A 14118-nucleotide genomic window follows, 5' to 3' on the forward strand; every position below is an offset into this window, starting at 1 on the left:
ACCTTCTTGGTAGGAGCTGCCGAAGGCTGCGATCTTTTGATCTTCAAATTGCACAATCAAAAGATCGCAGCCTTCGGCAGCTCCTACGGGATCATTTCAGCAGTTTCTGAAACTCTTCCACCGGCAACGGCAGACTGTGCAGATACCCTTGATAGAAGTGACACTCCAGCCCCTGCAAGAACTCAAGCTGCTCCGCGGTTTCCACCCCTTCGGCAATCACTTTCAGGTCCAGGCTGCGGGCCATAGCGACGATAGCGCGAATGATTTCCGCGTCGTTCGGGTCGCTGGTCGCGTCGCGGATGAACGATTGATCGATTTTCAAGGTGTCGACCGGCAGGCGCTTGAGGTAGGTCAGCGACGAGTAACCCGTGCCGAAATCATCCATGGCGAAGCTCACGCCAAGTTTTTTCAGGCGACGCATTTTGCCGATGGTGTCTTCCAGGTTCTGGATGACGATGCCTTCGGTAATTTCCAGTTTCAGAATCGAGCAGGGCAATCCATGACTGCTGAGGCTGCTTTCGACGCGTTCGACAAAGTCGTTTTGACGGAACTGACGCGGGCTGATGTTTACGCACAAGCTGAACCGGTGCGGGTCAACCAGGCGTTTATCGACCAGCTTTTTAAAAGCATGGCAAGCTTCATTGAGAATCCAGTTGCCGACCTCCAGAATCAGCCCGCTGTCTTCCAGGACCTTGATGAACTCGTGGGGTGATTGCACGCCGAGTTGGGGGTGAGTCCAGCGCACCAGGGCCTCGGCACCGACGATGCGGTCGCCCCGGGCGTCGATCTGGGGTTGGTAGTGAACGCGAAACTCGCCCCGGGAAAGCGCCAGGCGCAAGTCGGTTTCCATGCGCAATCGCTCGCTCGCGGCCTTCTGCATGGTGTTGTGATACATCTGCGCGGTATTACGCCCCGAGTCTTTTGCGCGATAGAGCGCAATATCGGCACGCTTGAGCAGATCCGTTGGCGTCGAGCCGTGATCGGGAATCAGTGCAATGCCGATACTTGGCGTCACCTGCAGGCGCTGACCATCGAGAAACATCGGTTCGGAAAGCAGTTCGCGCAGGGTGTCGGCCAATTCGCACACCTGATCACTGACCTCGTTGCGCGAACCTTCGAGCCCACTGAGCAGCACCACGAATTCATCACCGCCCAGACGTGCGACGGTGTCCTCCATGCGCACGCTGGCCTCAAGGCGGGCGGTGATGATTTTCAGCACGGTATCGCCCACTGGATGGCCGAGGGAGTCATTGATGTGCTTGAAATGGTCGAGGTCGAGGAACATCAGTGCACCACGCAAATTGTGGCGTTTGAGCAGGGCGAGCTGTTGGCTCAGGCGATCCATCAGCAGCGCGCGGTTGGGCAGGTTGGTCAAGGGGTCATGGTAGGCCAGGTGACGAATTTGCGCTTCGGCGTTTTTCAACAGGCTGACGTCCCGTGCGGTCAGCAGCAGGCACGCGGTTTCGTTGAGGGTGATCGGCTCGACCGAGACCTCCACGGTCAGCAACTCGCCGCGCTTGTTGCGTCCGAGCATTTCCCGGTGATGAACCCGGCCCTTGGTATGCAGTTCAGCCAACAACGCTGAACGTTGTTTTTCTTCGGCCCAAATCCCGATTTCGTACACCGTACGACCCACCACCTCTTCGGCGAGGTAACCGGTCAGGCGCGAAAACCCGTCGTTGACCTCCAGGTAGCATCCAGTATCACGCTCGGTGATGGTGATGGCGTCGGGGCTTGAGTGGAATGCCTTGGCAAATTTCTCCTCACTGGCCTTGAGTGCGGCTTCCGAGCGCTGCTGCTGGGTGATATCGCGCAAGGTGGTGACGACGCACGGCTGTTCGCCGACGTTGATCTGTCGGCTGGAAATGACGCAGGTCAGGGACTGCCCGTCCTTGTGCATGACCTGTATCGCCACATTGTTCAGGCCTTGTTCGCGAATGACTTGTTCGATCCGGCGCAAACTTTTCGACGATGCATCCCACAGCCCGATTTCATCGGCGCTGCGACCGATTACGTCGGCGGTATTCCAGCCGAACGTCTGGGTGAAACTGGAATTGATCTCGATGAACTGGCCTGTGTCCTGTCCGGTGACGCAGATCGGGTCCGGACTGACTTGAAACAAGGTGGCGAATTTTTCTTCTGAAGCCACCACTTTCTGTTCGCGTTCAACCTGATCAGTGATGTCCAGCAGCGTGCCGGCCATGCGCAACGGTACGCCGTTTTCATCCCGATAAAGGCGGGCGCGGCTTTCCAGATAGCGTGAGGTGCCGTCCGGCAGTTGCACGCGGTAGGTCAATTGATAATTGCCGGCCGGACCTTCGCGCAAGCTGCGGTAAGCGTCGCGCATGGTGTCGCGTTCTTCATCGGGTACCCCTTCGAAAAACGCGTCAAAGGATTCATGGAAAGGTTTGGCATCCATCCCGTGCAGTTGAGCCGCGCGTGCCGAGCCGTAAAGCATGCCGCTGGGAATGTGCCAATCCCAGGTGCCGAGTTGCGCCGAGTCCAGGGCCAGGTCCAGACGCTCCTGGCTGTCCTTGAGGGCGTGTTCGGCAATTTTGCGTTCGGTGGTGTCGAGGAAGGTGCTGAGCAGGTACGGCTGGCCTTCAAGTTCGACCTTTTGAGCGCTGAGGATGCCGTCGTGGATCTGCCCGTTACTGGCCCGAAATTGCACCTCCATGCTGACCAGCTCGCCTTTGGCCTTGGTGGCCTTGACCAGTGCTGCCCGCTGTTCAGGCTGCACCCATAGGCCCAGCTCGAGCGTCGTGCGGCCAATCGCATCTTGTACCGGCCAGCCGAAGAGGCTTTCGAAATACTGGTTGGCTTCGGTGATCAGGCCATCTTCCTGGCGGGTCAACAGCACCATGTTCGGGCACAGGTGAAACAGCGTGGCGAAGCGTTTTTCCGAACTGCTCAACGCTTGCTCGCGCTGACGCTGGTGAGTGATCTCGCGGATCACGCCAATCATGCGTGGCCGGCCGTGCTTGTCCGGCAACAGGCTGCCGCTGACTTCCAGCCAGTGCAGGCTGCCATCGGGCCAGCGGATACGGTGGTGCATGGCCTGCTCCAGCGGCGCGCCACCGATCACGGCGTGGAAGGCGCGAATGGTTTTCGCCCGGTCTTCCGGGGGCAGCAGGTCGAGGTATTCCAGGTTGGCCGGCAACGGTTGCCGGGGATCGAAGCCGAACAACGCCTGGGTGCCTCGGGACCAGCTGATCTGCCCGCGCTCAATGTCCCAGTACCACGCACCCAGACGCGCGCCGTTAAGCGCGGCCAGCAATTGCGAGGCGCTTTCCCAACTCTGTTCCGAGTTTTTTGGATCAAGCGCCTGAATACGCGGCATGGGCGGAATACGGTCAACAGATTTCGGCATTGGCAAGCCTTGGGCTGAATGGGCGTTTGGCACAGGATTTCGCGGCTTTACAGGCGTAGCACAAATCAGCCTTGAATCCCTGGCAGATCGAGTTGAGCGTCCAGCAGGGCCATGAAGGCCCGTGCAGCATTCGACAGTGTCCTTTCCGTGTGCAGGATATAGCCTAGCTGGCGAGTGAGTTGTATGCCCGGCAAAGGTATCCGCGCCACCTGATCATCAAGCATGGTGCGCGGCAGAACGCTCCAGGCCAGGCCGATCGAGACCATCATTTTGATCGTTTCCAGGTAGTTGGTGCTCATGGCAATGTTTGGCGTCAGACCCTGGGCTTCAAACAGGCGCTGCACGATGTGATGGGTGAACGTGTTGCCGCCGGGGAACACGGCGGGATGCCGGGCAATGTCCGCCAGGCTGACCCTGCCGTTGGTGAGCAGCGAATGCTCCGGGGCAACCACGAAGTCCAGCGGATCGTCCCAGACTGGAGTGGCTTTGACCAATGCGTGCGGTTCGGGCGCCAAGGTGATGACAGCCAGTTCGGCGCGGCCATGGAGAATTTCTTCGTAGGCCACTTCCGAATCGAGAAACTGAATATCCAGCGCCACCTCGGGATAGCGCCGGGTGAACTCCCTTAATAAGGGAGGCAAACGGTGCAGGCCGATGTGGTGACTGGTGGCCAGGGTCAGACGACCGGTCACTTCGCCCGTGAGGTTGGTCAGGGCGCGGCGCGTATCATCAAGGACATTCAGGATCTGGTAAGCCCGTGGCAGCAGCGCGCGACCAGCTTCGGTCAGCCCGACCTCTCGGCCCAATCGATCGAACAGTCGCACCTTCAATTGCTGCTCCAGCCCGGCGATGCGTTTGCTGATAGCCGGTTGGGTCAGGTGCAAGCGTTCGCCCGCGCCGGAGAAACTTCCAGTCTCGGCGATAGCGATAAAGGCATTGAGATTGGCCAGGTCCATGGGTGTATTCCAGTTGGTTATCCAAAGCATAAAAAATATGAATTTGAGTTATTTAATGTAACCCCATAGGATCAGCCTCACAAGCCAAAGGGTTATTGAAAAAGTCAAAACCCGGGGCATAGAAACAAGCTGATGAGGAACCGTCTGATGGCCGGCAAAACGCTCTACGACAAGCTCTGGGATTCGCATTTGGTCAAGCAGCGCGACGATGGCTCTGCGCTGATCTATATCGATCGTCATATCATTCACGAAGTGACCTCGCCGCAAGCCTTCGAAGGCCTGCGCCTGGCCGGGCGCAAGCCATGGCGCATCGATGCCAACATCGCGACCCCGGACCACAACGTACCGACCACGCCGGAGCGCAAGGGCGGCATCGAAGCCATTGCCGACGAGGTCTCGCGTTTGCAGGTCCAGACTCTCGACGACAACTGCGATGAGTACGGCATCGTCGAATTCAAGATGAACGATGTCCGCCAAGGCATCGTCCACGTCATCGGCCCTGAGCAGGGCGCGACCTTGCCGGGCATGACCGTGGTCTGTGGCGACTCCCATACCTCGACCCACGGCGCATTTGGTGCTCTGGCTCACGGTATCGGCACTTCCGAGGTTGAGCACGTGCTTGCCACCCAGTGCCTGGTTGCCAAGAAAATGAAAAACATGCTGGTGTCCGTCGAAGGCCAATTGCCGTTCGGCGTGACTGCCAAGGACATCGTCCTCGCGGTAATCGGCAAGATCGGCACGGCTGGCGGTAACGGCCACGCCATCGAATTCGCCGGTAGTGCGATCCGCGATTTGTCCGTTGAAGGCCGCATGACCATCTGCAACATGTCCATCGAGGCCGGCGCTCGCGTAGGTCTGGTGGCGGCTGACGAAAAAACCGTGGCTTACGTCAAGGGCCGCCCTTTCGCTCCGAAGGGTGCGGAATGGGAATTGGCTGTCCAGGCGTGGAAAGACCTGGTGTCCGACGCCGATGCAGTGTTCGACACCGTCGTTGAACTTGACGCGACCCAGATCAAGCCGCAAGTCAGCTGGGGCACTTCGCCTGAGATGGTGTTGGCGGTGGACCAGAACGTACCGGATCCTGCCAAGGAAATGGATCTGGTCAAGCGCGATTCCATCGTCCGTGCCTTGAAATACATGGGTTTGACCGCCAATCAGGCGATCACCGACATTCAGTTGGACCGCGTGTTCATTGGTTCCTGCACCAACTCGCGGATCGAAGATTTGCGCGCTGCTGCGGTGATCGCCAAGGGCCGAAAAGTGGCCTCGACCATCAAGCAGGCGATCGTGGTGCCGGGTTCGGGTCTGGTGAAAGCGCAGGCTGAATCGGAAGGCCTGGACAAGATTTTCCTCGAAGCCGGTTTCGAATGGCGCGAGCCGGGTTGCTCGATGTGCCTGGCGATGAACCCGGACCGTTTGGAGTCCGGCGAGCATTGCGCCTCGACCTCCAACCGTAACTTCGAAGGCCGTCAGGGCGCCGGTGGCCGTACGCACCTCGTTAGCCCGGCCATGGCCGCGGCCGCCGCTGTGAACGGTCGTTTCATCGACGTCCGTGAATTGATCTAAAGGAGCGCAGCATGAAAGCTTTTACCCAGCACACTGGACTTGTCGCGCCTTTGGATCGTGCCAACGTCGACACTGACCAGATCATCCCGAAGCAATTCTTGAAGTCAATCAAGCGCACAGGTTTTGGCCCGAACCTGTTCGATGAATGGCGCTATCTGGATGTGGGCCAGCCTTACCAGGACAACTCCAAGCGTCCGCTGAACAAGGACTTCGTCCTCAACGCCGAGCGTTATCAAGGCGCCAGCGTCTTGTTGGCCCGTGAAAACTTCGGTTGCGGCTCCAGTCGTGAGCACGCGCCGTGGGCGCTGGAAGAGTACGGTTTCCGCAGCATCATTGCGCCGAGCTACGCCGACATCTTCTTCAACAACAGCTTCAAGAACGGCTTGTTGCCGATCATTTTGAGCGATGCCGAAGTCGATGAGCTGTTCCAGCAGGTCGAGGCCAATCCGGGCTATCAGTTGCAGGTTGACCTGCAAGCCCAGACCGTAACCCGTCCGGATGGCAAGGTGTTGAACTTCGAAATCGATGCGTTCCGCAAGCATTGCCTGCTCAACGGCCTCGACGATATCGGCCTGACCTTGCAGGACGGCGATGCGATTGCGACGTTTGAGGCCAAGCATCGTGCGAGCCAGCCTTGGTTGTTTCGCGACGCGTGATTGATCCGATATTGATGTAGTCAGGACCGGCCGATGAGGCCCGAATGAACACCCCAAGACTCACCCCAAAAAGGAAGTCCCCATGACCAGCACCGCCCAGCACAGCCAGGTAGTCCAAAAGCAATTCGGCGAACAGGCTTCGGCCTACCTGAGCAGCGCCGTCCACGCTCAAGGTACCGAGTTCGCGTTGCTACAGGCTGAGCTGGCGGGGCAGGGTGATGCCAGGGTTCTGGACCTGGGGTGTGGCGCCGGCCATGTGAGTTTTCACGTAGCCTCATTGGTGAAAGAAGTGGTGGCCTATGACCTGTCGCAGCAGATGCTCGACGTGGTGACGGCCGCGGCTGTCGACCGGGGCTTGAGCAACGTGACCACGGTCAATGGTGCCGCTGAGCGCCTGCCGTTCGCCGATGGTGAATTCGATTTCGTCTTCAGCCGTTATTCGGCGCACCATTGGAGCGATCTCGGCCTGGCACTGCGCGAAGTGCGTCGGGTCTTGAAACCGGGTGGCGTTGCTGCGTTCGTGGATGTGTTGTCACCGGGTAGCCCGTTGTTCGACACTTACCTGCAGAGCGTCGAAGTGCTTCGCGATACCAGCCATGTGCGCGATTATTCCGCCGGCGAATGGTTGCGCCAGGTCAGCGAGGCAGGGTTGCACACCCGCAGCACCACCCGTCAGCGTCTTCGCCTGGAGTACAACAGCTGGGTCGAGCGCATGCGCACGCCTGAAGTGATGCGCGCGGCGATCCGCGAGTTGCAGCAGTCGATGGGCAATGAAGTGCGCGAATATTTCGAGATTGAGGCCGATGGTTCGTTCAGTACCGATGTATTGGTGCTGTTTGTAGAAAGATAGGCACCGATCGATAGAATTTTTCCGGGTGCGTCCATGGGCGCACCGACTGATGACATGAGGAAAGCATGAGCAAGCAGATTCTGATTCTCCCAGGTGACGGTATTGGCCCGGAAATCATGGCCGAAGCGGTCAAAGTGCTGGAGCTGGCCAGCGACAAGTTCGCCCTGGGCTTCGAGCTGAGCCATGACGTGATCGGTGGCGCTGCCATCGACAAGCACGGCGTGCCGCTGGCCGACGAGACCCTGGAACGTGCCCGTGCGGCCGATGCAGTGCTGTTGGGTGCCGTTGGCGGCCCGAAATGGGACACCATTGAGCGTGACATCCGTCCTGAGCGCGGTTTGTTGAAGATTCGTGCACAACTGGGCTTGTTCGGCAACCTGCGCCCGGCGATCCTTTACCCGCAACTGGCCGAAGCTTCCAGTCTGAAGCCGGAAATCGTTGCTGGCCTGGACATCCTGATCGTTCGCGAGTTGACCGGCGGCATTTACTTCGGCGCGCCACGCGGCACCCGCACCCTGGAAAACGGCGAGCGTCAGTCCTATGACACGCTGCCGTACAGCGAAAGCGAAATCCGCCGCATCGCCCGTGTCGGTTTCGACATGGCCATGGTCCGTGGCAAAAAGCTCTGCTCGGTGGACAAAGCCAACGTGTTGGCCTCCAGTCAACTGTGGCGTGAAATTGTCGAGGAAGTGGCCAAGGATTACCCTGAAGTCGAACTGAGCCACATGTACGTCGACAACGCCGCCATGCAGCTGGTGCGCGCACCGAAGCAGTTCGACGTGATCGTTACCGACAACATGTTCGGCGACATCCTGTCCGACCAGGCCTCGATGCTCACCGGTTCCATCGGCATGCTGCCGTCGGCGTCCCTGGACACCAACAACAAGGGCATGTACGAGCCGTGCCACGGTTCGGCGCCGGACATCGCGGGCAAAGGCATCGCCAACCCGCTGGCGACCATTTTGTCGGTGTCGATGATGCTGCGTTACAGCTTCAACCAGCAGTCTGCAGCCGATGCCATCGAGAAAGCCGTCAGCCTGGTGCTGGATCAGGGCTTGCGCACCGGTGACATCTGGTCGGCCGGTTGCACTAAAGTCGGTACGCAGGAAATGGGTGACGCAGTAGTCGCCGCGCTGCGGAATCTGTAATCTCTCGGGCCCGCTGCCAAATTCAAGACAAAGCAGCGGCCCACATTTCAAGAAGGTGTAGTTGCGATGAAACGTGTAGGTCTGATCGGTTGGCGCGGTATGGTCGGTTCCGTGCTCATGCAGCGGATGCTGGAAGAGCAGGATTTCGATCTTATCGAGCCGGTGTTTTTCACCACTTCCAATGTCGGTGGCCAAGGCCCGTCCGTGGGTAAGGACATTGCTCCACTCAAAGACGCTTACAGCATTGAAGAGCTGAAAACCCTTGATGTGATTCTGACCTGCCAGGGTGGCGACTACACCAGCGAAGTCTTCCCGAAACTGCGTGAAGCCGGCTGGCAGGGTTACTGGATCGACGCCGCTTCCAGCCTGCGCATGCAGGATGACGCGGTGATCGTTCTGGATCCGGTGAACCGCAAGGTCATCGACCAGCAACTGGACGCGGGCACCAAGAACTACATCGGCGGCAACTGCACCGTCAGCCTGATGCTGATGGGGCTGGGCGGTCTGTTCGAGGCCGGTCTGGTGGAGTGGATGAGCGCCATGACTTATCAGGCTGCCTCCGGTGCCGGCGCGCAGAACATGCGTGAACTGATCAAGCAAATGGGCGCAACCCACGCCGCTGTCGCCGATCAACTGGCTGATCCGGCCAGCGCGATCCTCGACATCGACCGTCGCGTAGCCGAAGCCATGCGCAGCGATGCGTACCCAACCGAAAACTTCGGTGTACCGCTGGCCGGTAGCCTGATCCCTTGGATCGACAAGGAGCTGCCGAACGGTCAGAGCCGCGAAGAGTGGAAGGCCCAGGCCGAGACCAACAAGATTCTCGGTCGCTTCAAGAGCCCGATTCCGGTGGATGGCATCTGCGTGCGTATCGGCGCCATGCGCTGCCACAGCCAGGCGCTGACCATCAAGCTGAACAAAGATGTACCGATGGCCGATATCGAAGGCTTGATCAGCCAGCACAACCCTTGGGTCAAGCTGGTACCTAACAACCGTGAAACCAGTATTCAGGAGCTGAGCCCGAACAAGGTCACTGGCACCCTGAACATTCCGGTTGGCCGTCTGCGCAAGCTGAACATGGGCTCGCAATTCCTCGGCGCGTTCACCGTCGGCGATCAGCTGTTGTGGGGCGCGGCCGAACCGCTGCGCCGCATGCTGCGGATTCTGCTTGAGCGTTGATCGATTGAAGCAATGAAAGAACCCGTGCCTCTTGAAAGGGGTGCGGGTTTTTTTATGGGAGTTGTGTCGCCAGTCAGGCCGCCATCGCCAGCAAGCTGGCTCCTACAATGATGAGCTTACTCACACCTGTAGGAGCCGGCTTGCTGGCGATGGCGATCTCATCGGCGCCGCATAACCCCCTGCGGAAATTGCCTGTGTGGCACCCACCCGGTAAAGTGCCGCTCCCCCCGTTTCGCCAGAGGTAAAACCCATGAGCCAGACCATTGATATTGCCGTGATCGGCGCCACCGGTACTGTCGGCGAAACACTCGTGCAGATTCTTGAAGAGCGCGATTTTCCGATCGGTAACCTGCACCTGCTGGCCAGCAGCGAATCCGCCGGCAGTTCGGTGCCTTTTCGCGGCAAGAATGTCCGAGTGCGCGAAGTCGATGAGTTCGATTTCGGCAAAGTGCAATTGGTGTTTTTTGCCGCGGGCCCGGCGGTAACGCTGAGTTTCGTTTCGCGCGCCAGTGCTGCCGGTTGTTCAGTGATTGACCTGTCCGGTGCCTTGCCACCCGATCAGGCGCCGCAAGTGGTGCCGGAAGCGAATTGGCAAATGCTCTCCGGACTGAAAAAACCGTTCCAGGTCAGCAGCCCGAGTCCGTCGGCGACCGCCTTGGCGGTGGTCCTCGCGCCGTTGCTGGGATTGCTCGACTTGCAACGCATCAATTTGACCGCCAGCCTGGCGGTGTCTGCCCAAGGCCGCGAAGCGGTCAGCGAGCTGGCGCGGCAAACCGCCGAACTGCTCAATGTGCGCCCGCTGGAGCCGAAGTTCTTCGATCGGCAGATGGCGTTCAATCTGCTGGCACAAGTCGGCAAGCCGGATGAGCAGGGGCATACGCTGCTGGAAAAGCGGCTGGTACGTGAACTTCGCCAGGTCATTAACCTGCCCGCGTTGAAGATTTCTGTCACTTGCATTCAAGCCCCGGTGTTTTTTGGCGATAGCTTTAACGTGACCCTGCAGTCGGCCAGCGATATCGACCTGGCGAAAGTGAACGCAGCCCTGGAAGACGCACCGGGTATCGAGTTGGTGGAAGCCGGTGATTATCCCACCCCGGTGGGCGATGCGGTGGGCCAGGATGTGGTCTACGTTGGTCGGGTTCGCCTGGGTATCGACGACCTGTCGGAACTTAATTTGTGGCTGACGTCAGATAACGTACGCAAAGGTGCCGCGCTCAACGCTGTGCAACTGGCTGAGTTGTTGATAAAAGACCTGCTGTAAAAGATACTTTGCAACAAATTGTCGAATGAATCCGGGCGAGCCTATGCTTGCCCGAATGTTGTACGCGAGCCACTGTGCGTGGCTTTGCGGAGCAACAAATGAAATGACCGCGCGCGACGACCTTCGCCGTTGCGCGCAATGCCTTGCGGCAGCGACTATCGATACGTTCTCGCTGGCCGAGGAATGTTCAAACTAAGGATGAACTAATGGTTCAAGTTCGCAAACTGGTGTTAGCAATAGCGGCCGCCTCGGCGCTGTCCTCCGGTATGGCGCATGCCCTCGGGCTCGGGGAATTGACCCTGAAATCGACGCTCAACCAGCCGCTGGTAGCGGAAATAGAGCTGCTCGATGTCAAGGATCTCACCGCCGCCGAAGTGGTGCCGAGCCTTGCTTCGCCTGACGATTTCGCCAAGGCCGGTGTCGACCGCCAGGCGTTTCTCAACGACTTGACCTTCACGCCGGTACTCAACGCCAGCGGTAAAAGCATCCTGCGCGTGACCTCCAGCAAACCGCTCTCCGAGCCCATGGTGAAATTCCTGGTGCAGGTGATGTGGCCGAACGGCCGCCTGTTGCGTGATTACAGCGTGCTGCTGGATCCATCGAAATTTTCGCCGCAAACCGCTGAAGCGGCTGCGCAATCCTCGTCAACGGTGGCCGCACCGGTCACCGGTGCAACCCCACCGTCCCAGTACACCACCACGCCGCGCGATACCCTCTGGGAAATTGCGGCCAAGGCGCGTAACGGTGGTTCGATCCAGCAGACCATGCTGGCCATCCAGGCCTTGAATCCGGATGCGTTCATCGATGGCAATATCAATCGTTTGAAGACCGGCCAGGTATTGCGCCTGCCGGACCAGACGCAAAGCACCACGCTGCCACAATCCAAGGCCATCGCCGAAGTGGCGGCCCAGAATACTGCGTGGCGTCAGGGGCGCCGATATGTCGCCAAGCCCGGGGCAGGGCAGCAGCAGATCGACGCCACCAGCCGTACCCGAGTTGAAGGGGGGGCGGCAGAGGCGGCTACCGATAAGCTGAGCCTGGTATCTGCCGAATCCGGCAAGAGCCGTGGCAAAGGCGCGGCCGGTGACGCCAAGGGCTTGAACAACAAGCTGGCGGTGACCCAGGAAAGCCTGGACACCACCCGACGTGACAACGCTGAACTGAAAAGTCGCATGACCGATCTGCAAAGTCAGATGGACAAGCTGCAGCGCCTGATCGAACTGAAAAACAATCAATTGGCCAAGTTGCAGGCCGAGGGTGCAGCACAAGCACCGGATGTCGCGACGGCACCAGCGATGTCGGCGCAATTGGCTGACACTCCCGCGACAACGCCATCAGAGACGGCTCCAGTTTCGACGCCTGCGGAAGCGGCCCCTGAGGCGCCTGCGGCTCCGGTAGAGAAACCCGTCGAAACGCCGCCAGCGGCATCCGACGATCAAAAATTTAACGAACTGCTGACCAACCCCTTATTGCTCGGCCTGGTAGGTGGTGGCGCGGTTGTACTGCTGCTTCTGCTGCTGTTGTTGGCTCGTCGCCGCAAAGCCCAGCAAGAAGCCGAGAAGCACCTGCGAATGGCGCGCGCGCTGGCCGAAGAGCAGCCTTTCTCGCCTGAGTTCGATCTGCCGGAAAGCAGCTTTGAAGGCCTGGAAATTCAACCGGCGAGTATGACGCTGGCCACCGCGGCGGCTCCAGCGCCTGCGCCGACACCTGTACCTGCACCTGTTCCGGTGGCATCGGTGGTGATGACGACGCCGATCGCGGCTCCTTTGGTGGCGCCGTCAGCCGAGCGCTCCGACGATGTACTGGGCCAGGCGCAATCGCACATCGACGCCGGCCGCCTGAACCAGGCCGCCGCGTTGCTGGAGGAAGGGGTCAGGCAAGAACCGCAGCGTAGCGATGTGCGATTGAAGCTGATGGAAGTCTACGGCCAGCAGGGCGACCGCGATGCATTCGTCGCGCAGGAGCGTCAGTTAGTCGCCAATGGAGACAACTTCGCCCAGGTTGAAAAACTGAAAGGTCGCTTCCCGGCGATGGTATTGGTTGCGGCCGGTGGTATCGCAGCCGCCGCCGCTACGGCTGAACTCGATGCGCAATACGTCAAGGATCTGCTGCTGGATGAGCCGCAAGCACCCGCGGCGGTGGATGAGGATTTCGACAGCGTTTTCGATTTGAGTCTCGACGACCTTGAAAACGAGGCAGTGGCAAATGCTGCATCTGCTCCGGTGGCGGCCCCGGCCGAAGATGATCTGGACAGCACCTTCGATCTGAGCCTCGATGACCTGGAAAACGTAACACCGACAAACGCCGCATCTGCTCCGGTCTCGGCCGAAGATGATCTCGACAGCGCTTTCGATCTGAGTCTTGATGACCTGGAAAACATTACCCCGACAGTCGTTACTCCAGCCCCGGAAACTGAATCGGCTGTGACCCTGGACGAACTGGAAGATTTTCCGTCGGACGACGATCTGAGCTTTGAGTCGGTGTTGCAGCAACAGACCGATATCAAAGAGAGTCTGAATGACCTTTCGGACTTCGATCTGGATATGGATCTGGGTGCTGAGCCGTCGCCTGCCCTTGTTGCTGAAGACGACTTCTTGCTGGATCTGGACGCAGGGGTAAAGGATCTGCCGCCGGTCGACGCTCCCGCGTTGGCCGAAGCACCGCTGGACGATCTCGACCTGCCGGCCGATTTCGATCTCTCGCTGGCTGATGAGATGGATGCAGCAGATGCGCCAGATGCTTTCGCCGTCGAACTGGACGACGTAAACGCCGAACTGGATCGCCTGTCCCAGAGCATCAGCGAGCCGACCTTCACCGTGGACGACGCCTTGGCCACAGTGGGCGACGAACCGGAATTCGACTTCCTTTCGGGTACCGATGAGGTCGCGACCAAACTCGATCTGGCCCAGGCTTACATCGATATGGGCGACAGCGACGGTGCGCGGGATATCCTCAATGAGGTGGTGACTGAAGGCGATGAAGGTCAGAAAAGCGAAGCCAGGGAGTTGCTTTCGCGTTTGGCTTGAGTCGTTGGATGAGCGCAAAACGGCAACCTTTTAAGGTTGCCGTTTTTGTTTGCAGGTTCAAAAGATCGCCCAACTCTGGCATCCCCGCCCGAGCGCCTTATAATGC

Annotated in this window: 9 protein-coding genes; 7 read left to right on the top strand and 2 right to left on the bottom strand. The window is 59.2% G+C overall.

Annotation, left to right across the window (positions count from 1 at the left end; genetic code table 11):
• Positions 1 to 91: 91 nt before the first annotated feature.
• Together AD668_RS10195 and AD668_RS10200 are read right to left on the bottom strand one after the other, a co-directional pair.
• Positions 92 to 3370 carry a PAS domain S-box protein gene (locus AD668_RS10195; RefSeq protein WP_053157871.1) on the bottom strand — a complete coding sequence of 1093 codons (3279 nt, stop codon included), beginning with the start codon at positions 3368 to 3370 and terminating at the stop codon, positions 92 to 94.
• Between the two features lie 65 nt (positions 3371 to 3435).
• Positions 3436 to 4326 (bottom strand): LysR family transcriptional regulator, encoded by an 891-nt coding sequence (locus AD668_RS10200; protein ID WP_053157872.1) that lies wholly within the window; start codon positions 4324 to 4326, stop codon positions 3436 to 3438.
• Between the two features lie 147 nt (positions 4327 to 4473).
• On the opposite strand from AD668_RS10200, the gene leuC reads away from it, so the two are divergent.
• The 7 genes from leuC (at position 4474) to AD668_RS10235 (ending at position 14012) form a co-directional block, all read left to right on the top strand.
• A complete protein-coding gene (gene leuC, locus AD668_RS10205) occupies positions 4474 to 5892 on the top strand; it encodes a 3-isopropylmalate dehydratase large subunit (protein WP_053157876.1) in 1419 nt (472 codons plus the stop codon).
• Between the two features lie 11 nt (positions 5893 to 5903).
• Positions 5904 to 6548: a 3-isopropylmalate dehydratase small subunit gene (leuD, locus tag AD668_RS10210; RefSeq protein WP_053157879.1), complete on the top strand. Its 645-nt coding sequence runs from the start codon at positions 5904 to 5906 to the stop codon at positions 6546 to 6548.
• Positions 6549 to 6630: 82 nt separating this feature from the next.
• Positions 6631 to 7398 (top strand): class I SAM-dependent methyltransferase, encoded by a 768-nt coding sequence (locus AD668_RS10215; protein ID WP_053157881.1) that lies wholly within the window; start codon positions 6631 to 6633, stop codon positions 7396 to 7398.
• Between the two features lie 65 nt (positions 7399 to 7463).
• Entirely contained in the window at positions 7464 to 8546 is a 1083-nt protein-coding gene (gene leuB / locus AD668_RS10220; RefSeq protein ID WP_053157884.1) for a 3-isopropylmalate dehydrogenase, read from the top strand.
• A gap of 66 nt (positions 8547 to 8612) precedes the next feature.
• Positions 8613 to 9725: an aspartate-semialdehyde dehydrogenase gene (gene asd, locus AD668_RS10225; protein ID WP_053157887.1), complete on the top strand. Its 1113-nt coding sequence runs from the start codon at positions 8613 to 8615 to the stop codon at positions 9723 to 9725.
• A 250-nt stretch (positions 9726 to 9975) separates the two neighbouring features.
• Positions 9976 to 10986 (top strand): aspartate-semialdehyde dehydrogenase, encoded by a 1011-nt coding sequence (locus AD668_RS10230; RefSeq protein WP_053157891.1) that lies wholly within the window; start codon positions 9976 to 9978, stop codon positions 10984 to 10986.
• Between the two features lie 206 nt (positions 10987 to 11192).
• The gene (locus tag AD668_RS10235; RefSeq protein ID WP_053157895.1) at positions 11193 to 14012 is read left to right on the top strand and encodes a FimV/HubP family polar landmark protein; all 2820 of its coding nucleotides are present in this window, start codon (positions 11193 to 11195) and stop codon (positions 14010 to 14012) included.
• Positions 14013 to 14118 lie beyond the last annotated feature (106 nt).

It is taken from the genome of Pseudomonas sp. P1.8, from assembly GCF_001269805.1.
In the GTDB taxonomy this organism is placed as follows: Bacteria; Pseudomonadota; Gammaproteobacteria; order Pseudomonadales; family Pseudomonadaceae; genus Aquipseudomonas.

Bases quoted from the DNA above. Each gene is read 5' to 3' on its own strand.
- AD668_RS10195 (WP_053157871.1), bottom strand. From the start codon at position 3,370: ATGCCGAAATCTGTTGACCGTATTCCGCCCATGCCGCGTATTCAGGCG.
- AD668_RS10200 (WP_053157872.1), bottom strand. From the start codon at position 4,326: ATGGACCTGGCCAATCTCAATGCCTTTATCGCTATCGCCGAGACTGGA.
- leuC (WP_053157876.1), top strand. From the start codon at position 4,474: ATGGCCGGCAAAACGCTCTACGACAAGCTCTGGGATTCGCATTTGGTC.
- leuD (WP_053157879.1), top strand. From the start codon at position 5,904: ATGAAAGCTTTTACCCAGCACACTGGACTTGTCGCGCCTTTGGATCGT.
- AD668_RS10215 (WP_053157881.1), top strand. From the start codon at position 6,631: ATGACCAGCACCGCCCAGCACAGCCAGGTAGTCCAAAAGCAATTCGGC.
- leuB (WP_053157884.1), top strand. From the start codon at position 7,464: ATGAGCAAGCAGATTCTGATTCTCCCAGGTGACGGTATTGGCCCGGAA.
- asd (WP_053157887.1), top strand. From the start codon at position 8,613: ATGAAACGTGTAGGTCTGATCGGTTGGCGCGGTATGGTCGGTTCCGTG.
- AD668_RS10230 (WP_053157891.1), top strand. From the start codon at position 9,976: ATGAGCCAGACCATTGATATTGCCGTGATCGGCGCCACCGGTACTGTC.
- AD668_RS10235 (WP_053157895.1), top strand. From the start codon at position 11,193: ATGGTTCAAGTTCGCAAACTGGTGTTAGCAATAGCGGCCGCCTCGGCG.